Below are 20529 nucleotides of genomic sequence, written 5' to 3'. Positions count from 1 at the left end.
TATTAAGATGACAAGGTTCGAATGAGGTTTTGGTAATCTTCTTTGATGTCGTGGCTCTCTTCTTTGAGCTGATTGATCTTACGACAGGCGTGCAGCACCGTCGTATGGTCACGACCACCAAAGGCATCACCGATCTCTGGAAGACTGTGATTGGTCAGCTCTTTGGCCAGCGCCATGGCAATCTGCCTCGGTCGAGCCACTGAGCGAGAGCGGCGTTTCGAAAGCAAGTCCGCCACTTTAATCTTGTAGTACTCAGCAACGGTCTTCTGGATGTTATCCACAGTGACCAGCTTCTCCTGTAGAGCTAGCAAATCACGCAGCGCCTCACGGACAAAATCGATGGTAATGGCGCGGCCAGTAAAGTTGGCGTTGGCGATCACGCGGTTCAATGCCCCTTCAAGCTCTCGCACGTTTGAGCGCAGGCGTTTGGCAATGAAGAACGCGACTTCATCGGGTAAACGAATATTATTCTCACGCGCCTTGGTCATCAAAATTGCGACCCGGGTTTCCAGCTCGGGCGGCTCGATGGCTACGGTGAGCCCCCACCCAAAGCGGCTTTTGAGGCGATCTTCCACGCCATCAATCTCTTTCGGATAGCGGTCGCTAGTTAGGATGATTTGCTGGTTGCCTTCAAGCAGCGCATTGAAGGTATGGAAGAACTCTTCCTGCGAGCGCTCTTTATTGGCGAAGAATTGGATGTCATCGATAAGCAATGCATCAACGCTGCGGTAGTAACGCTTGAAGTCTTCGATGGCGTTGTTTTGCAGCGCCTTCACCATGTCTTGTACAAAACGCTCAGAGTGCATGTAAACGACTTTGGCATTCTGCTTGTTGGCGATAATCCCGTTACCCACCGCGTGCAGCAAGTGAGTCTTACCCAGGCCGGTTCCACCGTAGAGAAACAAGGGGTTGTATGCGCCGCCGGGGTTATTGGCAACCTGGGTGGCCGCAGCACGCGCCAGCTGGTTCGATTTACCTTCAACAAAGTTATCAAACTGGTAGGTTTGATTTATGTTGTTGCGATGGTTAGCCTCGAGCGCCGACTTTACTGCGGGCTCTTTATCCCAAGATTTTTCTTGGATAGACGGGGTATCTTTTGGCTGAGAAGGCGCTGGTGAGTTTGCCGGGCTTTGCACTGTGCCGCCACTGATCTGCGGCTTGGCACCTAAGGGGCGGCTGCCAACTTCAAAACGGAGAGAGGGTTTGTCGCTACCACAAAACTCATCGAGCAAGGCGTTAACGCGAATGACGTATTTGTCTTTTACCCAATCGAGAACAAAACGGTTTGGTGCATACAGCACTAACAAATCTTGACTCTGCTCAACTTGCAGTGGGCGGATCCACATACTGAATTCTGTTGCCGGCAATTCATCTTGTAATCGAGCCAAGATTTGATGCCAAAGAGATCCACTCACTGGGTACCCTCTATATCGTTAAAACGGCCGACCATTTTACACCGAAAGGGCCCATCAACACTAGGATTTAGCGCAATTATTCACAAGATCATTATGGTAGTTGTGAATAAGTCTACAGGCCTAAAAAACCAACGGTTATTTGATAGCATAAAACGATATTTAACTATCTATAGCCAAATATATAGATTATTACGCCAGTTATATTTCGTATATCGGGACTATATTATGGTTAAATTTCAATCAATGCTGCGCTATGTAGCCGCATCCGTGCTCCTTGTGACCAGCATGGCCACAGTTGCTCAAGAAACCATCAAAGTGGGCATGTCAGGACGCTACTTCCCGTTCACCTTTGTACAGCAAGACAAGCTGCAAGGCTTCGAAGTTGATATCTGGGATGAGATAGCTAAGCGCAATGATTGGCAGGTCGAATATGTCACCGCTAACTTCTCTGGCTTGTTTGGGCTGCTGGAAACGGGTCGCATCGACACCATCTCCAACCAAATCACCATGACCGACGAACGCAAAGCCAAATACCTTTTCTCGACCCCTTATGTGGTTGACGGTGCACAGATCGTCGTCCGTAAAGGCAACACAGCCATCAACAGTATCGATGACCTGGCTGGCAAGCGTGTCGCGGTAAACCTGGGCTCTAACTTCGAGCAACTACTGCGCAAGCACGACACCGATAATCAAATCAACATCGTTACCTATGACGCTGGTATCGAGCAAGACGTCGCCTTGGGCCGCTCAGACGCCTTCGTGATGGACCGAGTATCTTCTCTTGCCCTGATTAAAAAATCCGGCCTGCCGCTGGCACTTGCAGGCGAACCCTTTGAGCTGATCGAGAATGCGATGCCATTCGTGGATAACGCCAAAGGCCAGCAACTGCAGCTAGCGGTTAACGCCACCCTACAAGCGATGCACCAAGATGGCCGCCTTAGTGAGATCTCTCAGAAGTGGTTTGATGGGGACATTACTCGCAAATGAGTAGCTTCGATTTCAACTACTTAGCAGGGTTATTCCCAATCCTTTTTCGCTACTTGGGGATAACTTTGCAAATGGCAGCGATGGCCTCGGTCGTCGCGCTGGTGCTTGCGCTGGTGCTTGCGCTAATTCGAGTATTCAAAATCCCGTTAGCGAACGGCTTTGTGGTGGTGTTTATTTCGTTCTTTCGCGGTACACCGCTGCTGGTCCAACTGTTTATCCTATACTATGGGCTTCCCCAGCTGATCCCGGCGCTGATTGGATTGGACGCCTTTAGTGCCGCAGTAATTGGCTTAAGCCTGCACTTCTCGGCTTATATGGCAGAAAGCCTACGCGCAGCGATTCAAGCTGTGCCACGCAGCCAATGGGAGGCTTCTTATGCCTTTGGCATGACCCGAATTCAAGCCCTGCGCCGTATCGTGCTTCCTCAAGCCGTGCGCACTGCCCTGCCTTCGCTAATGAACTACCTGATCGATCTGCTAAAAAGCACCTCGTTGGCATTTACGCTGGGATTAACCGAAATCATGGCGAAGGCACAAATGGAGGCATCGTCGAGCTTTAAGTTCTTCGAAAGCTATCTCGCAGTAGCGCTGATCTATTGGGGCATTGTGCTCCTCAGCACCCATTTACAAAGCAAACTCGAAGCGCATCTGTCTAAGGCTTACTAATGATTAACATCAGCAACATCAGCAAGTCCTTTGATGGGCAAAGCATCCTCAAAAACATTAACTTGCAAGTCAACACCGGCGAAGTGGTAGCGATCATCGGGCCATCGGGCACCGGTAAGTCGACCCTGCTGCGTTGCATCAACTTCCTGGAAACACCGGATAGCGGGCAGATTGCAATCAATGGACTAACCATTGATGCCAAACAAAGCCACGACAAGGATGTGCGTGAGTTACGCAAACAACTCCCCTTCGTTTTTCAAAATTACGCGCTGTACGCCAACCTTAGCGCGGTGCAAAACATCGCCGAACCGCTAAAAACCGTATGGAAGCAATCGCGCGAGCAAGCCGAGCAAACCGCGCTGCAGGTGCTAAGCGATATCGGCTTGGCCGATAAAGCCCGACACTACCCGAGTCAACTCTCCGGTGGACAACAGCAGCGTATCGGTATCGGTCGGGCAATGGCCACCCAAGCGCAAGCCATATTGATGGATGAGCCCACCTCGGCGCTCGATCCCGAATGGGTTGGCGAAGTACTTACCCTGATTAAGCGCTTGGCAGAACAAAAACAGACCATGATCATCGTGACCCACGAGATGGCCTTCGCCCGAGAAGTGGCCGATCGAGTGGTATTTATGAGCGATGGCGGCATCGTCGAGCAGGGATCGCCAGAAGAAGTGTTTGGCAACCCGAAAGATCCACGTACCCAGCGATTTTTGGCGCGATTTACCCGCTGACCAGGGCTGGGATTTGATCCACATTTAACCTACAATTGCGGCGCAAAAGATCCTTTAGATCTTTTTTTATTCTGAAGTCTACGTCGATGTCACTTTTCGTTTGACTTGGACTGGGCTAATGATTAGAATTTCGCCTCTTTTTTACCAGGGGTAGGATTTCTCCTAGAGACTTCTCCTCTTTATAGTAAAAACTAGCTAGCAAGAGTAATTACTTATGAAACGTACTTTTCAACCAAGCGTACTAAAGCGCAAGCGTAGCCACGGCTTCCGCGCTCGCATGGCTACTAAGAACGGCCGCCAGGTTCTGGCTCGTCGTCGCGCTAAAGGCCGTGCACGTCTGTCTGCCTAATTAAGTGCTAAGACATTCGTTCAGCAGGGAGTTACGTCTGTTAACTCCCATGCATTTCAAACACGTATTCTCCAACAATCCCCAACGCGTGGGTTCTCCACAGCTTACCTTTCTTGCAATCCCTAACCAGCAGGGTCATCCTAGACTCGGTTTAGCCATTTCGAAGAAAAGTGAAAAACTCGCTGTCGGCCGAAACAGAATCAAACGGCATGTGCGTGAGAGTTTTCGTTTGCATCAACACCGACTTCCTAACGTCGATATCGTGGTGATATCCAAAGCAGGAGTGTCCAAACTTGATGACCAGCAGTTGAACCAGCTATTGGAGAAGTCATGGAAAAGATTACGGCGGCGTTTCGAGCAATCGCCATCGGCCCGATAAAGCTTTATCAGTATCTGATAAGCCCAATGCTGGGGCCTCGCTGTCGCTTTTATCCTTCGTGTTCTGACTATGCAATAGAAGCAATAAAAATTCATGGGGTGGTCAAAGGTTGTTGGTTAACTGGCCAACGTCTATTAAAATGCCACCCTTTACATCCTGGCGGTGAAGATCCCGTACCAGGTTCCAAAAGAACTGACAGTGAATAACTAAATTATGGAATCGCAACGTAATTTTTTGATTATTGGCTTGCTGTTCGTCAGTTTTCTTATCTTCCAACAATGGCAGATGGATTACGGACCGCAACCAGTAACCGTTTCTGAAAGTGTCGAGCAGACCCTTGATACTCCTTCTTCTACCAACACGGATGTTCCTAGTAGCCCTAACATGGCTGCAACTGAAGCCAGCAGCAAAACCATCGAGATCAAGAGCGATGTGTTGAAGCTTGAGATTACCACCCGCGGTGGTGACATTACTTCAGCCAAACTGCTTCAGCACACCGTTGAGCAAGACTCTGACCAGCCTTTCGTACTGCTGGAAGAGAGCTCAGATTTCGCCTACATCGCACAGAGTGGCTTGATTGGCCGCAACGGTCCCGATGCAAACCCGAACGGTCGTCCTATCTTTGCCGTTGAGCAAGACAGCTTTGAACTGGACGCCGATGCCGACCAGCTGGTTGTGCCTTTGACCTACCTCGATGAGCAAGGCAACGAGTTTGTAAAAACCTTCACCCTGAACCGTGGTAGCTACCGCGTTGAAGTGGATTACAACATTACCAACAACAGCGACCAGATCATCGCTGTTCAGCCGTACGCGCAGCTCAAGCAGAACCCATCGAGCGAAGGCCGTAGCATGGTAATGCCGGTTTACCGCGGCGGTGCTTACTCAAGCGATTCAGTGCGCTACAAGAAGTACAGCTTCGACGACATGGCCAAAAACAACCTGAGTATCACCACTCAAGGTGGTTGGGTTGCGATGATGCAGCACTACTTCGTCAGTGCTTGGTTGCCAAACCCAGACCAGCAAAATGAATTGTACAGCGATAACAAGAATGGCTTTGCGTTCATAGGTTACAAAGCCCCTGAAGCGGTGATTCAGCCTCAGCAAAGTGTTCAGCTGGACAGCGCTATCTGGATTGGTCCAAAAGATCAGGCCGAGATGGCCAAAGCTGCCCGCCACCTAAACCTAACCGTAGACTACGGCTGGTTGTGGTTCCTGGCACAGCCGCTGTTCAAACTGCTTAACTTCTTCCACGGCATTGTGGGCAACTGGGGTGTGGCTATCATCCTGATTACCTTCACCGTTAAAGGTGCGCTGTACCCGCTAACCAAAGCGCAGTACACCTCGATGGCGAAGATGCGCATGCTGCAGCCTCAGCTGATGGAAATCCGTGAGAAGTATGGCGATGACCGTCAGAAGTCTTCTCAAGCGATGATGGAGCTGTACAAGAAAGAGAAAGTGAACCCACTGGGTGGCTGTCTGCCTATCTTGCTACAGATGCCAATCTTCATTGCCCTGTACTGGTCACTGATGGAGAGCGTAGAGCTGCGTCACGCACCGTTCTTCCTGTGGATTACTGACCTGTCAGTTCAGGACCCTTACTACATCCTGCCAATCTTGATGGGTGCTAGTATGTTCCTGATCCAGAAGATGTCACCGACCACCGTGACCGACCCAATGCAGCAGAAGATGATGACCTTCATGCCGCTAATCTTCATGGTGTTCTTCTTGTGGTTCCCAGCAGGTCTGGTTCTATACTGGCTGATGAGTAACATCGTTACCCTGATCCAGCAAACCCTGATTTATCGCAACCTGGAGAAAAAAGGCCTGAGTACTAAGAAGAAGTAAGCAGTCGCCTCTCTGGTTAAAATGCCATTCAGTGCTGCTGGATGGCATTTTTTGTATATAGGTAAGTAAATGAGTTCAACCGATAGCATTGTTGCCCAAGCCACCGCCCCCGGCCGAGGTGGTGTAGGAATCATCCGAGTCTCAGGCCCCGCTGCCAGCCAAGTTGCCGAGCGAGTACTGGGAAAATGTCCGCCACCACGACGTGCCGACTACCTCAGCTTTAACAGCTTTGAAGGGGAAACCCTCGATCAGGGCATTGCGCTGTTCTTCAAAGGCCCGAACTCGTTCACCGGCGAAGACGTACTCGAGCTACAAGGCCATGGTGGCCCGGTGGTTATCGACATGCTGATCCGCGAGATATCGCGCATCGACGGCGTTCGCATGGCCAAGCCCGGCGAGTTTAGTGAGCGTGCCTTTCTCAACGACAAGCTCGACCTGGCGCAAGCAGAAGCAATTGCCGATTTAATCGAAGCCAGCAGCGAGCAAGCCGCCCGCAGCGCCCTGCACTCGCTACAAGGCGAGTTCTCCAAGAAGATCTATTCGCTGGTAGAGAGCGTCACCCGTTTACGCATCTACGTGGAAGCGGCCATTGATTTCCCTGAAGAAGAGATCGACTTTCTCAGCGACGGCAAGATTGAAGGTGACCTGCTAGCGATTATCGACGAACTCAGTGAGGTTCAGTCTCAAGCCAAGCAAGGCACCATTATGCGCGAAGGGATGAAGGTGGTGATTGCCGGCCGCCCTAATGCAGGTAAATCCAGCCTGCTCAATGCCTTGGCGGGCAAAGAGGCAGCCATTGTCACCGACATTGCCGGTACCACCCGAGATGTACTGCGCGAACATATCCACATCGACGGCATGCCACTACATATCATTGACACCGCCGGTCTGCGAGACAATGCCGACGTGGTGGAGCAAATCGGTATCGAACGTGCCTGGGAAGAGATCAATAACGCTGATCGGGTACTGTTTATGGTCGATGGCACCACCACCGATGAGCTGGACCCACTGAAGATCTGGCCAGAATTTGTGCAAAAGCTACCGGCGCATATCGGCATGACGGTGATCCGCAACAAAGCCGATGTCACCGGTGAAAACCTCGATGTGGTGATGGACCATGGCCACCCAGTCTTCAAGCTCTCAGCCAAGAGCGGTCTGGGCATGCAGCAGCTCACCGAGCACCTTAAGCACTGCATGGGCTATCAAGGCGCTGCAGAAGGCGGATTCACCGCCCGCCGACGCCACTTACAAGCCATTGAACAAGCCGCAGAGCACCTCGACAATGGTAAGACCCAGCTACAGGTGTTCCACGCCGGAGAGCTACTTGCAGAAGAGCTGCGGCTTTGTCAGCAGTCACTCAGCGAGATCACCGGCGAGTTTTCTTCCGATGACTTACTCGGTCGTATCTTTAGTTCATTCTGTATAGGCAAGTAAACGCCCGCCCCTTCGGCGGTGGCTTTAAGCTACCGCCAAGATCCATTAACAAACCACTTGATAACCCTACACTTCATCACAAAATAGACCTTCCCCCCTGGATATTGGAAAACCTTTAATTGACATTGGTTAACCAAACTTTATGTGCAATCGGATCCCGCCCTAAGCCACTCGGGCCCCCATGTAAGTAAAACCAGGATGTACCATGAGAGACAATAGCTTCAAACAAATTGCAGCCTACTTAATCGCAGCAGGAGTCTTAGTATCCTGTACTCACCAACCCCGTGACAATCGCAGCAGTTCGCTCTCTTTAGAGCAACAACAGATAGAAACGCTACTGAGCGGACTCACCTTGGAGCAAAAAGCGGGGCAGCTTAGCTTAGTAGCTATCGGTGGAGAGCCAAGTGACGAGGATATCGACCTTATCAAACGCGGAATGGTCGGTAGTATCATTAAAGCCAACGGTGCAGCCAACAACCGCTACCTGCAAGAGTTAGCGGTAGAGCATTCTAGCAGCGGCATTCCAATCTTATTCCAAGAAGATGTTATCCACGGCTACAAAACTATCTCGCCAATCCCTTTGGCCGAAGCGGCAAGTTGGGATCTTGAGGCGATAAGACTATCTGCAGAAGTCGCAGCGCGTGAAGCTACCGCTGCCGGTATTCACCTTACTTATGCTCCAATGGTTGATGTCACCAGAGATCCACGCTGGGGACGCGTTTTAGAAACCTCTGGAGAAGATCTCTATCTAGCCAGCGTGATAGCCGCAGCAAGAGTTGAAGGTTTCCAAAACGGCTCAACGAACAGCGCCGATAATTTGCTTACCTGCACCAAGCACTTTGCAGGATATGGTGCAGCGCTGGCGGGACGCGATTACAACATTCAGGACTTCTCTGAGCGAGAATTACGTGAAGTGCACCTTCCACCATTCCAAGCAGCCATTGATGCTGGCACCCCCTGCATCATGGGGGCATATACCGCCTACAATGCTGTTCCCGCCACCGCAAATATCGAGCTCATGCAAACTATTCTGCGCGGCGAGATGGGTTTTCAAGGCCTAGTCATGACTGACTGGGAAACAATACCCAACCTAGTCAAAACCGGCGTGGCCAAAGATGACTACGATGCAATTGAGCAAGCAATGGCAGCCGGTTACCACATTGATATGGCTTCCAAACGCTACGCAACCTTACTCCCCCAATTAGTCAGAGAAGGCCGCATATCCGAGCAGCAGCTTGATGATGCGGTGCGCCAAGTACTGCGTCTTAAGCAGCAAGCAGGCTTGCTAGATGACCCTTATCGATATTTCGATACTCAACGCGAGCAACAAAAGCTGCTTTCCGCAAGCAACCTAGCAACGGTCAAAGATGTTGCAGCTAAGTCAATGGTTTTATTAAAAAACCATCAGAAACTACTACCGTTAGATGGAACGCTAAGCGACATCGCTGTAATAGGACCACTGGCGAAGGCACAAGAAGATCTATTGGGTTGGTGGAGTATGGCCGGCGATCCTGACGATGTTGTATCCATCTATCAGGGGCTTCAAAACGCGCTACCTAACACTCGCTTCCATTATGCACCTGGGGTAACACTGGAGGGGTTTGAAAAACACGGTGCTGCGTTAATTCCACAAGCGGTAGAAAAAGTTAAGCAAGCCGATATGGTTATCATGGTACTGGGTGAAGAGCGTTGGATGAGCGGTGAAGGTGGTAGTACCGCTTCATTACACCTTCCGGGACTTCAAGAACAACTGTTGCAGGCCATCGCTGAAACTAACAAACCGATAGTTACTGTGATTGTCGCCGGGCGCCCTTACGTTCTCACCGATATAGCTAAACACAGTGATGCCCTGTTGATGGCATGGATGCCAGGGACGACAGGGGGAGATGCCGTGGCTGAGGTTCATACTGGCGCATACAACCCATCAGGTAAACTACCGATAACCTTCCCTATTCACCAAGGGCAGGTACCGCTGTTTTACAGTTACCGTAGCACCAGTCACGTATTTGATGCTGGCGCTGATAACAACCGATACACCACTACCTTCCGCGATGTGCCCCATGAGCCACTTTATCCGTTTGGTTTTGGACTAAGTTATAGCGAATTCAGTTACTCAGATATTTTACTAAGTAGCCCTACACTCAAACGCCATGGCAGCATTAGTGCACAAGTAACGGTCGAGAACACCAGCGATGTACCAGGCCGTGAAGTGGTTCAGCTGTATATCCGTGCACGAGTTAGCTCGGTAACCCGCCCCGTCAAAGAGCTCAAAGGGTTTATCCTACTCGATCTGGCGGCAGGAGAAAGCCAAGTAGCGCGTTTCGAGATCACCCCTCAAATGCTTGAGTATCTAGGGCCAGACCTTAAACAACGCATAGATAATGGTGAATATGAGCTGTTTATCGGGTCAAGCTCAGCAGAGCTCCAAAACAGCACATTCAGCCTGACTGACTAGTATCCAATCATTAGGCAGGCTGATGCCTGCCTCCCCCCTTTTATACCAACATATTCCTCTAATAATTCAGCAAATCCAGTGTATTGATAGTAAATGTGTGCTCGCTGTGTGCTTTTGCTCGCTTCGATTGTTTGACTTAAATCAATTAATCGATAAACTTTCAATTGTTTCTGAAACTTCAAAATAGTTAACAAAAAAGGACGACCTCAAACAGTGATGTTAACGGCGCAAAACGAAAGTGTTGTATTGCATTTTGGCGAAATGGCCAGCCATTGGGGCTTTAGTCGTTCCGTTGGTCAGGTCCTAGCACTCTTAGTTCTGCACGAGCAAGCATTGCATGCCGAGCAGATCCGAGAAGCGTTGGGGATCAGCCGCGGCAACGTCAGTATGGCGCTGAGGGAGCTTCAGTCATGGCGCTTAGTAAAACTGCACCATCAGGTCGGGGAACGCCGCGAGTACTTCAGTGTTGCCGGTTCCATCTGGGAGCTGGGCAAGATTGTCTTTGAAGAACGCCGGCGTCGGGAGATAGATCCCACTCTCAACTTGCTGGAGCAATGTTTGAACGATGACTCAGCCGATGACTCTCCTTATGCCAAGGAGAAGTTGGCCGAGATCCATGATCTACTTAGCTTGCTGACCCAATGGTCTAGCAGCCTTAACAACTTGAAACCAGAAACGCTGAAAAGCTTAATGAAACTTGGCTCAGGGATTAGCAAAGTTGTCGAACTCAAAGAGAAGGTGGTTGGTGGAAATGGAAGTGATACCAATCTCGATAAAGAGCAAGGATAACGGAGTCGTCCCATGCTTGATACACTAATGCTGTCGCGCATCCAGTTTGCTGCGAATATCAGCTTTCACATTTTATTCCCAACCATCACGATTGCGTTGTGTTGGATTCTGTTGTTCTTCAAGGTGCGCCATGACCAAACTGGCGATCCAGTGTGGATGCGTGCCTACCGTTTCTGGGTAAAAATCTTTGCCCTGTCCTTCGCACTAGGCGTGGTGAGCGGTATTACCATGTCGTTCCAGTTTGGTACCAACTGGCCTGGCTTTATGGAGACCGTCGGTAACGTGGCCGGTCCACTGCTTGGCTATGAGGTGCTTACCGCCTTCTTCCTTGAGGCTACGTTCTTAGGGATCATGCTATTCGGTATCAAACGGGTGCCGCCAAAGGTTCACACCTTTGCCACTTTAATGGTTGCCGTTGGCACCACCTTGTCAGCGTTCTGGATTCTGGCGCTGGACTCGTGGATGCAAACCCCAGCCGGTTTTGAGATGCGCGATGGCGTGGCTCACGTCACCAGCTGGTTTGAGGTAATCTTTAACCCCTCATTCCCTTACCGCTTAGGTCACAAGCTGTTGGCTTCGGGCCTGACTGCAGCCTTCTTGGTGGCAGGTATCTCGGCCTATCGCCTGCTTAAAGGTGACACCAAGCGTGCACCGAAAATGACCTTGAAGGTCAGCCTAGTGATTGCAGCAGTGCTCGCCCCTGTGCAAGCCTTTGTCGGTGACCTACATGGCCTGAATACCTTTGAGTATCAGCCACAAAAGGTTGCCGCAATGGAAGGTGCCTGGGAAACCAAGAATGGTGCGCCACTGCTATTATTTGCGATTCCCGATCAGGAAAATCAGCGTAACAAGTTCGAGATTGGTATTCCGAATCTCGCCAGCTTGATTCTGACCCACGAGCTAGACGGCGAGGTTCGCGGCCTGAAAGACTTCCCCGATGAGCAGCCACCGGTTGCGCCGGTATTCTTCAGCTTCCGCGTGATGGTAGGCCTGGGCCTGCTGATGATCGCCCTAAGCTGGTACGGCGTATGGCAGCTGCGTAAACGTGGCGAGCTGCCGAAATGGATGCTGCAAGGTCTGGTTGCCATGACCTTCTCTGGTTGGGTAGCGACCTTGGCGGGTTGGTATGTTACCGAGATCGGCCGTCAGCCGTGGCTGGTCACCGGCGTATTGAAGACCGCCGATGCGGTAACCACCGTACCGCCAGCTAACGTTGGCTTGTCGCTCACCTTGTATCTGATCGTCTATGCAGTGCTGCTAACAGCCTACATCCATACCATTCGTTCGATGGCACTGAAGGCCGTGAAGATCGAAGATTTTGAGACCAACGAGCCAGTTGCCGATGGCAACCTGACCAACCTGGGCAATCAGACTAAGGAAGTACAAGCATGATCGACGCATATTGGTTGCCGGTAATCTTCATCGGCTTAATGGGGCTGGCAGTGATTGTCTATGCCATCCTCGATGGTTATGACTTGGGTGTAGGGATCCTGCTGCCACTGTCGGCACAGGACGAACTGAACCGCGACACCATGATCGCCTCTATCGGCCCGTTTTGGGACGCCAATGAAACCTGGCTAGTATTGGCCGTGGGCTTGATGCTGATTGCCTTCCCAGCGGCCAACAGCTTGGTGTTCTACCACCTGTATATGCCCGTGGCAATTATGCTGATCGGTCTGATTATGCGTGGTGTGGCCTTCGATTTTCGTGCTAAAGCAGCCATCGACCACAAGCAAACCTGGGATCGCACCTTTAAAGCTGGCTCACTGATCACCACCTTGTCGCAAGGTTACATGCTCGGCTTGTACATTATGGGCTTTGAGCAAAGCATCAGCGCCAAGCTGTTTGCGGTACTCAGCGCACTGGGCGTGACTGCGGCTTACTGTTATATCGGTGGCGCTTGGCTGATCCTCAAGACCGAAGGTGAACTACAGAAACGCGCCGTCGATTGGACCCGCAAAGCCGGTCGCACCTGTATGCTGGGCGTGGTCGCGGTGTCGATCGTTAACCCCATCGTTAACCCGGGCGTGTTCGACCGCTGGTTCGATTTCCCGTTGGTGATGTTTGCTCTGCTTATCCCGGCCTTGTGCTTCGCCGCCTTTATCGGCAATGACTTCTTGCTGGGTCGTATGCCTAAGGTTAACGACCGCCATAGCTGGATGCCCCTGCTACTGGTGGTTGCGGTGTTCATCCTGTGCTTTGTGGGTCTGGCGTTTAGCTTCTTCCCTGAAGTAGTGCCTGGTCAAATGGATATCTGGGAAGCTGCCAGCTCGCCTGAAGCGCTGACCGTTATCTTGATTGGTGCAGTGATTGTGGTACCGGTGATTCTGCTTTATACCGTTTATGCCTACTACGTGTTCCACGGTAAGGCGACCGAGCTTAACTACCACTAAGCGAGACAGCTTCACTTTCGATACTCAAAGGGCGCCATCAGGCGCCCTTTTTACTGCTCACAGGCTTTAGACGATCCCGCGAACACTGCTACCAACTTGGCGGCCTTCCTCCATCTCCCACTGCACGCCATAGGGGTCGATCCAGTAGAAAAAGGAGATCGGGAAGCCATCGAGTTTACCGGGATGATAGTTATCGCGGCTCGAGATCATCTTGACCCCCTCAATGCCCTTTAGGTAGTTAAACACCTCGTTACAGTTGCTCACTTCCATGGCGATATGCCGCGGTCCACCTAAATCATAGGTGCGCGGCTGAGGGGGTAACTCGCTTCGCCCCTGCGGATAGTGGTAGCACATCAGCTCCAGGTAGAGGCCCGCTTGCGGGTGATGAAGAAAACGCACATCCACATTCACCTTGCCATCATCAATCCCCGCATCTAAGGCAAAGCTACTCATGGTAACGCCCTGATAATCCATCGCCTGGCCATCTTGGTCGTGGGCTAGCTGAAAGCCCAAGGCCTTGCTATAAAACGCGGTGGCGGCTGCAATATCATCAACGATAATATTGATATGCGACATCCCCAATACAAAGTGCTGCATATCGTGGGCACAAATTCGCGCTAGCAAGGGATCCTGCAATGGCTGTTTGGCGGCGCTGCAGTAGCGCACTCGCCAGCCATCGCGGACATCGGCGTTACACACCAGATAATCCTTTTGCTGGTGGGCTTGGGTGTCGCTGTCTGCCTGCTCGATACGACATTGCCACTGATGACAGCTAAACCACTCAGGGTTGATGCAATAGGCAGCGGCGACCATGTCGAAGGGAATAAAGTGGCCGGCACCAAACATGATTTCCCACTCATGTAGCCACGGCTCCGATTTATCGGCAATAAAACGCGACACCTCACTGCCCTTGAGTATTTCATTTAGCTGCTTTTGATCAATCTGGGTGGACGTACAGGCCTCATAGGGAACCAGCGTTAGCGGGATTGCGGTATCCAGTAAGCGCTCGAACGCTGCAACATCTACCTCGAAATTAAGGTCGCGGAAGGGCTTGGGCTGCCAGTGACCAGCAACAAAGTGCTGATCGACACTGTGTCGTCCCGCCAACAGCACGATCTCTTTAATATTGCGCAGCAGCTGCGGATAGTGCTCAACCAGCAAAGCAATATTGGTGGCCGCACCGATACACAAAATGGTGAGCTCATCTTCTTCTAAAGCCTTGGCCATAGCACCTAGCGCCTCTGGCATCGGCTGCTGGCGAGCCCGCTGATAAGCGCTCGCCGCGCCTTGATACACCACGACGCTGTTAGGTCCAAAGCGCTGAATAAAGTCTTTGGCTATGCGTGTGGTGGTGGCGATATCGTCGCTGTTGCCCAGGGTCGAGCTGACTCCAACTACTTCAACCTCCGCCGAGCGAAGACAGGCGGTAAGTGCATAGGCATCATCGACATCGCAGTAGCTTATCGGTGTGTTTTTCTCCCCAACGTAATATCAGTGTCGATCCATAATCGCTTTTGCTTAGTTTGCTGCATTCCCCTTTCCTTGTGGTAGTTGCGCAACGCTGTTCCAGTTAACGGCTTTAATACAGTTCCGTCCGGCGGCTTTGGCCTGATACAGCGCTTCATCGGCGCTTTGATAGAGCTGCTCCACCGATTCAACCTTGCCAAGCAAGCTGTGGCTCACCGCCAACGAGCCCACCGATAAGGTCACTCGCGACGAGCTAGGGTGGTTGGGATGGAGGATGTTTTGCTCGGCCACGTTCTCCACGATCGACATGGCGATATCGTGCACTTGTCCGGGCTCGGTGGTTTGCAGCAGTACCACAAACTCTTCGCCGCCGAGGCGAAACGCCATATCGCTCTCGCGTTTTAAGGTGACCTCGATGGTGGCAGCGGTTTTACGCAGCACTTCATCGCCCTTTGGGTGGCCCATGCTGTCGTTGTAACGCTTAAAGTAATCAAGATCGCAGATCAAAAAGCCGAGGCACTGTCCAGCGCGCTGCGCCTGGCCGATGTACGAACTGGACACCGAGGCAAATTTCAGCCGCGAGCCTAGCCTTGTAAGGAGATCTATCGAAGATTTTTCTTCTAAATCATCAAGTTGTAGATTGGCTTCTTGGATAAGCTGGGAAAAGCGCTTGGACAACACCCCAATCTCATCGGTACGCTCCAAACCGGGGATCTTCTCAGCATCAACGTCACGAACGTTCTTGCTCATCGCCCCGGCCAGCGCGCGCAGCGGACTCACCATCCAGTAGGTAACACCCCAAATAAGAAGGCTGGAAAACAGCAAGGCAATCCCACCCTCAACCAATACCTGTCGCTGTATCGCCCGCCTTGCCTCAAGTAATCGGCTGATATCAAAAGCAATAACCAACTCACCTTGATTGGCATTGCGCAGTGGCAAGCTGAAGATCATCAAGCGATTAGGCTCGTCCAATAGATAAGCGCGTTTAGCATCCCCCGGAACGGTTAACAGAAAGTCGGCATGTTTAGTTTGGTGAATATCGTCGCGGATCCGCTGCAGCCGTTCGATAGCACGCTGCAGCAAAAAGCCGTACTTAACCGGATCCCCTTCGCCGGAAGACAAGCGATGTTTGAGCAACTTAACGTGCAGCTGCTGAGCCTCCAAATCTTGCTGACTCAGGTTGGTTTGCCAGGCTCGCTCGCTGTCTCGCTCATAGGCAAAGCCAAATGGCTGACTACTGAAATCGGAGTAGGCATGGGCGTGAAAATAGACCAGCCGCGGCGTCTGCTGGTAAAGCTCCATCGCAGCGTCGAGTTTTACGTTAGTGTAATTGAGCCCAGCCGCCGCAGGAGAGACCAGATCGATAATCGGATTGGCAGCGGATAATGCATGTTCCGAGGCCTGAGCCAAACGGCTGTGCCACTCACTAAGATAGCGAGACAGGCTCAACGAGGTAACGAGTGCAAATACCAACACCAGATGCGACAGCAGCAGCATCTGTTTGATGGTTAACAATCGCAGCACTTGCTTTGCCATCGCAGTATCAATCGAACAGTTCGATGACCGAAGTACTGCAGGTGCCGTTAATACAGATATCTTGGTAGGCAGTATGACAACGCTCGCAGAACTCTGGCGCAAAGGTAGCGTGCTGTTCACTGATATCGACACCGTGGTAGTCGTAGGTGCCATAGAGCGGCTGGCCTGCCAAGTGTTCGGTCACAAAGATCACCCCGGGGGTTTCATACACGCCTATCACGGTGATCCCATCATCATAGGGGCCATGGGTTTTGTATTGCTCGATCTTGTCCGGGTGAACGTGCACAGTGAGCTTGGTGCCTTGGCCATCGTTGATCCAGTTGTAGGCGCTCACCGCCTCTTGAATAAACAGTGGGGTGTCCTCAGGTAACACCACATCACTTCCCGGCACCATGCTCTCGCTCACGATGGGCCAGTCGCGCCAGTTTTCTGGGTAGGAGGCGATTGAATCAGCCAGTAATAGGCCTGAAGAACATGATAACGCAAGCGCAAGCGCGCCTGTTTTTAACAAACGATCCATCTTTCAACTTCCATGTTGCATATCAACGTCAGGTCAATGTTAGTTTATTTCTTTATCAAAAACATAACAAATAACAAACAAGTAGTCGGGCCTGTGCATAGATCTTTTGCACATTAACTATCGCTAAAAGATGAATCTAAACAAGGATCCAATGCATATAGCTATATAGATACCCACATGCTATACACTAGCTACACCATGACGGTGTTGGATAAGTTTTACAGGAGCATTAAGCGTGAAGATCGATCTGTTGGTTGGATCCACCCTGGGTGGAACGGAGTACGTAGCCGAAGAGTTGGCGCAAAAGCTGGAAGATCATCAGGTCACCCTGCACCTTGATAGCCAATTGAGCGATCTCGACCCCAGCGCGTTTTGGCTTGTTTGTACCTCAACCCACGGTGCAGGTGATGTTCCAGGCAACCTGGCACCTATCTATGAGCAACTGGTAAGCGAACAACCTAACTTGGCTGGTACCCATTATGCTGTTGCAGCCATTGGTAGTAGTAGCTATGACACCTTCTGTGGTGCCGGACATGCCTTTGATAAGCAACTGCAAGCGCTAGGAGCAACGGCGTTGGTGGAGCTAATAGAAATCGATGTCGAGCAAGAGGCTTTACCTGAGGATACTGCATCAGAGTGGTTAGACCAGTGGAAGCAGAAACTTCACGATCTAAACTGTGGATAAACCATGATCTTTCCGCTGAATTACTCGTAGTTATTCAAGTTGATAACTTTGGTAACCCCTAGCTCTGTGTATAACTAGCTAAAATGATCTCAGCTTATACGCGATCAGATCCCGGATCTTTCACATCTATTGATCCGAGTTATATCTATGATACTTATAGGAAAAAACGGCTTTTCCACAGAAAGGGTGGATCCTAATAGTAGATCCAATAAAAGATCTTTAAATAGATCTTATATTTTTATATTGGATCGCCCTTGATCCGATTTCGATCGAATGATTCCCATTGAGAGGCTAAAGCAGTAGAATATCGCCCCCTTTTTACTCAGGCTCGATTGAGGAAGTACAGATGTTCTATCAACAGCAATATGATGTGATCGTTATTGGCGGTGGTCACGCTGGTACCGAAGCGGCTGCCGCTGCTGCGCGTATGGGTAGCAACACCTTACTGTTAACCCACAATGTGGAAACACTGGGTCAGATGTCCTGTAATCCCGCAATTGGTGGGATCGGCAAAGGGCATCTGGTTAAAGAGATCGACGCACTGGGCGGCTTAATGGCTCAAGCCACTGATTTAGCTGGGATCCAGTTCCGTACCTTGAACTCAAGTAAAGGCCCAGCAGTTCGCGCAACCCGCGCCCAAGCCGATCGGATCCTCTACAAAGCAGCGATTCGTGAAAAACTAGAGAATCAGCCTAACCTGACCATTTTCCAGCAAGCCTGTGACGATGTGATCGTTGAAGGCGAGCGCGTTGTCGGTGTGGTAACCCAATCAGGACTGGAGCTACGTGCCAAAACCGTGGTCCTTACGGTAGGAACTTTCCTTGCGGGCACCATCCATATCGGCCTGAATAACTACTCAGGAGGCCGTGCAGGCGATCCTTCATCGATTGCCTTGGCAGACCGCTTGCGTGAGCTTCCATTGCGTGTAGGGCGCCTTAAAACCGGTACGCCGCCACGTATCGATGCCCGCTCTATCGATTTTTCGCTGATGCAAGCACAGCCGGGTGATACGCCAACCCCGGTGTTCTCGTTTATTGGATCGCAACAGGATCACCCGCAGCAGATCCCTTGCTACATCACCCATACCAACGAACGTACCCACGAGATTATTCGCAACGGCCTGGATCGTAGCCCAATGTTCACCGGGGTGATTGAAGGTACTGGCCCTCGATACTGCCCGTCCATCGAAGACAAAGTGACCCGCTTTGCCGATAAAAACAATCATCAGATCTTTATCGAGCCTGAAGGCCTTACCACTCACGAGGTCTACCCCAATGGGATCTCTACCAGCCTGCCATTCGATGTGCAGGTTGAGTTGGTGCATTCGATGAAAGGCCTGGAGAATGCCCACATCGTGCGCCCCGGTTACGCCATCGAATACGACTACTTCGATCCCCGTGATTTGCACCAAACCCTTGAAAGCAAGTACCTGAAAGGCTTGTATTTCGCTGGGCAAATTAATGGTACCACCGGCTATGAAGAGGCCGGTGCACAGGGACTGATTGCCGGCATGAATGCCTCGCTGGAAGCACAGCAGAAAGAGGCCTGGTCACCGGGCCGTGAACAAGCCTATATGGGCGTGATGGTCGATGATTTGGCCACTTTGGGTACCAAAGAACCCTACCGCATGTTCACCAGCCGCGCCGAATACCGCTTGCTACTGCGTGAAGACAACGCCGATATCCGTCTTACCGAACAGGGCCGTAAGCTTGGTCTGATCGATGATCATCGCTGGGCGCGGTTTAACCAGAAGATGGAAGCGGTAGAGCAAGAGCGCCAACGGCTGCGTGGGATCTGGGTACACCCCAACTCTGAGCAAGTGCCTGCGCTCAACCCGATGCTTAAGCACCCTTTGGGCCGTGAAAGCAGCTTGGAAGAGCTGGTGCGTCGACCTGAGTTGAGCTACCAGCAATTGATGGAAATCGACGGCTTTGGTCCGGGCTTGGAGTTGCAATCCGCTGCCGAGCAGGTCGAGATCCAAATCAAGTATGCGGGTTACATCAAGCGCCAGCTCGAAGAGATCGAAAAATCGCAGAAACACGAAAACACACTCCTTCCCAAGGATCTCGATTACAGCCAAATCAGTGGCCTGTCTAACGAAGTGATCGCCAAGCTTAGCGAAGCGCGCCCTGAAACGCTGGGTAAGGCCTCGCGGATTTCAGGTATCACGCCGGCTGCGATATCCTTGCTTCTGGTATATTTGAAAAAACACGATCTGGCGAAAAAGTCAGCTTAGGATGATCGGGTGTTAAAACAACGTCTTGAAGACCTGCTTGCTCAGACAGAACTGTCTGTGACTGAGCAACAGGTAGCACAACTCGTGCAGCTGGTAGAACTACTGGCAAAATGGAACAAAGCCTACAACCTCACCTCGGTGCGTGACCCGCAAGAGATGCTGGTTAAACATATTCTCGATAGCTTAGTGGTAAGTCCTCACTTACCTGATGGTGCTTTAATTGATGTGGGTACCGGACCTGGCTTGCCCGGTCTGCCACTGGCGATTATCAACCCTGATAAGCAGTTCACGCTGCTCGATAGCTTGGGAAAACGGATCAGCTTTATCCGCCAAGTGGTGCATGCGCTGGACCTGAAAAACGTGACTCCAGTGCTAAGTCGGGTCGAAGAGTTTCAGGGCAAACAGTTCGATGGCGTGCTTAGCCGTGCCTTCGCCTCTATTTCCGATATGCTCAATTGGTGCTCTCACCTCCCTGCCAAAGGTGGTAAGTTTTATGCCTTGAAGGGGCAGCTTCATCAACATGAACTCGATCAACTCAACGAGGGTTATATTGTTGATAAACTGCATTCTTTAGTTGTGCCAGAGCTTGAAGGCGAACGGCATCTGGTGATTATCAACAAACTGAGCGAAGGCCAATAGC

General features: G+C 51.2%; 19 protein-coding genes. 15 read left to right on the top strand and 4 right to left on the bottom strand.

Annotated elements, in window-relative coordinates:
- Positions 1-2 precede the first annotated feature (2 nt).
- Complete coding sequence (gene dnaA, locus G462_RS0113360; protein WP_026959437.1) at positions 3-1415, bottom strand: chromosomal replication initiator protein DnaA; 1413 nt, start codon at positions 1413-1415, stop codon at positions 3-5.
- Between the two features lie 225 nt (positions 1416-1640).
- Between dnaA and G462_RS0113355 the strand changes: the two genes are divergently transcribed.
- The 12 genes from G462_RS0113355 to G462_RS0113310 all read left to right on the top strand — a co-directional run bounded on the left by G462_RS0113355 (position 1641) and on the right by G462_RS0113310 (position 13445).
- A complete protein-coding gene (locus G462_RS0113355) occupies positions 1641-2402 on the top strand; it encodes an amino acid ABC transporter substrate-binding protein (RefSeq protein ID WP_245579568.1) in 762 nt (253 codons plus the stop codon).
- A complete protein-coding gene (locus tag G462_RS0113350; RefSeq protein ID WP_026959435.1) occupies positions 2399-3067 on the top strand; it encodes an amino acid ABC transporter permease in 669 nt (222 codons plus the stop codon). Before G462_RS0113355 ends, G462_RS0113350 begins: the two co-directional genes overlap by 4 nt.
- Positions 3067-3801: an amino acid ABC transporter ATP-binding protein gene (locus G462_RS0113345; protein WP_026959434.1), complete on the top strand. Its 735-nt coding sequence runs from the start codon at positions 3067-3069 to the stop codon at positions 3799-3801. The genes G462_RS0113350 and G462_RS0113345 overlap by 1 nt, the downstream gene beginning before the upstream one ends.
- Positions 3802-4015: 214 nt before the next feature.
- The gene (gene rpmH / locus G462_RS24310; protein WP_055733490.1) at positions 4016-4150 is read left to right on the top strand and encodes a 50S ribosomal protein L34; all 135 of its coding nucleotides are present in this window, start codon (positions 4016-4018) and stop codon (positions 4148-4150) included.
- A 4-nt stretch (positions 4151-4154) separates the two neighbouring features.
- The gene (gene rnpA, locus G462_RS0113340) at positions 4155-4529 is read left to right on the top strand and encodes a ribonuclease P protein component (RefSeq protein ID WP_026959433.1); all 375 of its coding nucleotides are present in this window, start codon (positions 4155-4157) and stop codon (positions 4527-4529) included.
- Positions 4481-4735 carry a membrane protein insertion efficiency factor YidD gene (yidD, locus tag G462_RS24305; RefSeq protein ID WP_084405067.1) on the top strand — a complete coding sequence of 85 codons (255 nt, stop codon included), beginning with the start codon at positions 4481-4483 and terminating at the stop codon, positions 4733-4735. Before rnpA ends, yidD begins: the two co-directional genes overlap by 49 nt.
- Positions 4736-4742: 7 nt before the next feature.
- Complete coding sequence (gene yidC, locus G462_RS0113335; protein WP_026959432.1) at positions 4743-6374, top strand: membrane protein insertase YidC; 1632 nt, start codon at positions 4743-4745, stop codon at positions 6372-6374.
- A gap of 69 nt (positions 6375-6443) precedes the next feature.
- Positions 6444-7808 carry a tRNA uridine-5-carboxymethylaminomethyl(34) synthesis GTPase MnmE gene (gene mnmE / locus G462_RS0113330; RefSeq protein ID WP_026959431.1) on the top strand — a complete coding sequence of 455 codons (1365 nt, stop codon included), beginning with the start codon at positions 6444-6446 and terminating at the stop codon, positions 7806-7808.
- A 205-nt stretch (positions 7809-8013) separates the two neighbouring features.
- Entirely contained in the window at positions 8014-10263 is a 2250-nt protein-coding gene (gene bglX, locus G462_RS0113325) for a beta-glucosidase BglX (protein ID WP_026959430.1), read from the top strand.
- Between the two features lie 213 nt (positions 10264-10476).
- Complete coding sequence (locus G462_RS0113320; RefSeq protein ID WP_026959429.1) at positions 10477-11052, top strand: GbsR/MarR family transcriptional regulator; 576 nt, start codon at positions 10477-10479, stop codon at positions 11050-11052.
- 12 nt (positions 11053-11064) lie between these two features.
- Positions 11065-12444 (top strand): cytochrome ubiquinol oxidase subunit I, encoded by a 1380-nt coding sequence (locus G462_RS0113315; RefSeq protein WP_026959428.1) that lies wholly within the window; start codon positions 11065-11067, stop codon positions 12442-12444.
- Positions 12441-13445 carry a cytochrome d ubiquinol oxidase subunit II gene (locus G462_RS0113310; RefSeq protein ID WP_026959427.1) on the top strand — a complete coding sequence of 335 codons (1005 nt, stop codon included), beginning with the start codon at positions 12441-12443 and terminating at the stop codon, positions 13443-13445. Before G462_RS0113315 ends, G462_RS0113310 begins: the two co-directional genes overlap by 4 nt.
- 66 nt (positions 13446-13511) lie before the next feature.
- Here G462_RS0113310 and G462_RS22820 read toward each other — a convergent pair whose 3' ends face one another.
- From G462_RS22820 to G462_RS0113295, 3 genes are read right to left on the bottom strand one after another with little or no spacing between them, the layout of a single operon-like run.
- Positions 13512-14909, bottom strand: coding sequence for a nucleoside hydrolase (locus tag G462_RS22820; protein WP_245579571.1), 1398 nt, complete (start codon positions 14907-14909; stop codon positions 13512-13514).
- 54 nt (positions 14910-14963) lie between these two features.
- Entirely contained in the window at positions 14964-16448 is a 1485-nt protein-coding gene (locus G462_RS0113300; RefSeq protein ID WP_026959426.1) for a GGDEF domain-containing protein, read from the bottom strand.
- 7 nt (positions 16449-16455) lie between these two features.
- A complete protein-coding gene (locus G462_RS0113295; RefSeq protein ID WP_026959425.1) occupies positions 16456-16968 on the bottom strand; it encodes a hypothetical protein in 513 nt (170 codons plus the stop codon).
- A 235-nt stretch (positions 16969-17203) separates the two neighbouring features.
- Here G462_RS0113295 and mioC point away from each other — a divergent pair, with 235 nt between their 5' ends.
- The 3 genes from mioC (at position 17204) to rsmG (ending at position 20528) form a co-directional block, all read left to right on the top strand.
- Complete coding sequence (gene mioC / locus G462_RS0113290) at positions 17204-17653, top strand: FMN-binding protein MioC (protein ID WP_026959424.1); 450 nt, start codon at positions 17204-17206, stop codon at positions 17651-17653.
- A 346-nt stretch (positions 17654-17999) separates the two neighbouring features.
- Positions 18000-19889, top strand: a complete 1890-nt coding sequence (gene mnmG, locus G462_RS0113285; RefSeq protein WP_026959423.1) for a tRNA uridine-5-carboxymethylaminomethyl(34) synthesis enzyme MnmG — start codon at positions 18000-18002, stop codon at positions 19887-19889.
- Positions 19890-19898: 9 nt separating this feature from the next.
- Entirely contained in the window at positions 19899-20528 is a 630-nt protein-coding gene (gene rsmG / locus G462_RS0113280) for a 16S rRNA (guanine(527)-N(7))-methyltransferase RsmG (RefSeq protein ID WP_026959422.1), read from the top strand.
- Position 20529: the final 1 nt, after the last annotated feature.

The sequence above is a fragment of the Aliagarivorans taiwanensis DSM 22990 genome (assembly GCF_000429505.1).
In the GTDB taxonomy this organism is placed as follows: Bacteria; Pseudomonadota; Gammaproteobacteria; order Enterobacterales; family Celerinatantimonadaceae; genus Aliagarivorans; species Aliagarivorans taiwanensis.
This window is presented reverse-complemented; position numbering and strand designations above follow the sequence as displayed.

Coding starts and splice junctions, on each gene's coding strand:
- G462_RS0113355 (WP_245579568.1), top strand. CDS start 1,641: ATGGTTAAATTTCAATCAATGCTGCGCTATGTAGCCGCATCCGTGCTC.
- G462_RS0113295 (WP_026959425.1), bottom strand. CDS start 16,968: ATGGATCGTTTGTTAAAAACAGGCGCGCTTGCGCTTGCGTTATCATGT.
- mnmG (WP_026959423.1), top strand. CDS start 18,000: ATGTTCTATCAACAGCAATATGATGTGATCGTTATTGGCGGTGGTCAC.
- G462_RS0113315 (WP_026959428.1), top strand. CDS start 11,065: ATGCTTGATACACTAATGCTGTCGCGCATCCAGTTTGCTGCGAATATC.
- yidC (WP_026959432.1), top strand. CDS start 4,743: ATGGAATCGCAACGTAATTTTTTGATTATTGGCTTGCTGTTCGTCAGT.
- G462_RS0113310 (WP_026959427.1), top strand. CDS start 12,441: ATGATCGACGCATATTGGTTGCCGGTAATCTTCATCGGCTTAATGGGG.
- G462_RS0113345 (WP_026959434.1), top strand. CDS start 3,067: ATGATTAACATCAGCAACATCAGCAAGTCCTTTGATGGGCAAAGCATC.
- rpmH (WP_055733490.1), top strand. CDS start 4,016: ATGAAACGTACTTTTCAACCAAGCGTACTAAAGCGCAAGCGTAGCCAC.
- G462_RS0113350 (WP_026959435.1), top strand. CDS start 2,399: ATGAGTAGCTTCGATTTCAACTACTTAGCAGGGTTATTCCCAATCCTT.
- mnmE (WP_026959431.1), top strand. CDS start 6,444: ATGAGTTCAACCGATAGCATTGTTGCCCAAGCCACCGCCCCCGGCCGA.
- bglX (WP_026959430.1), top strand. CDS start 8,014: ATGAGAGACAATAGCTTCAAACAAATTGCAGCCTACTTAATCGCAGCA.
- yidD (WP_084405067.1), top strand. CDS start 4,481: ATGGAAAAGATTACGGCGGCGTTTCGAGCAATCGCCATCGGCCCGATA.
- G462_RS0113300 (WP_026959426.1), bottom strand. CDS start 16,448: ATGGCAAAGCAAGTGCTGCGATTGTTAACCATCAAACAGATGCTGCTG.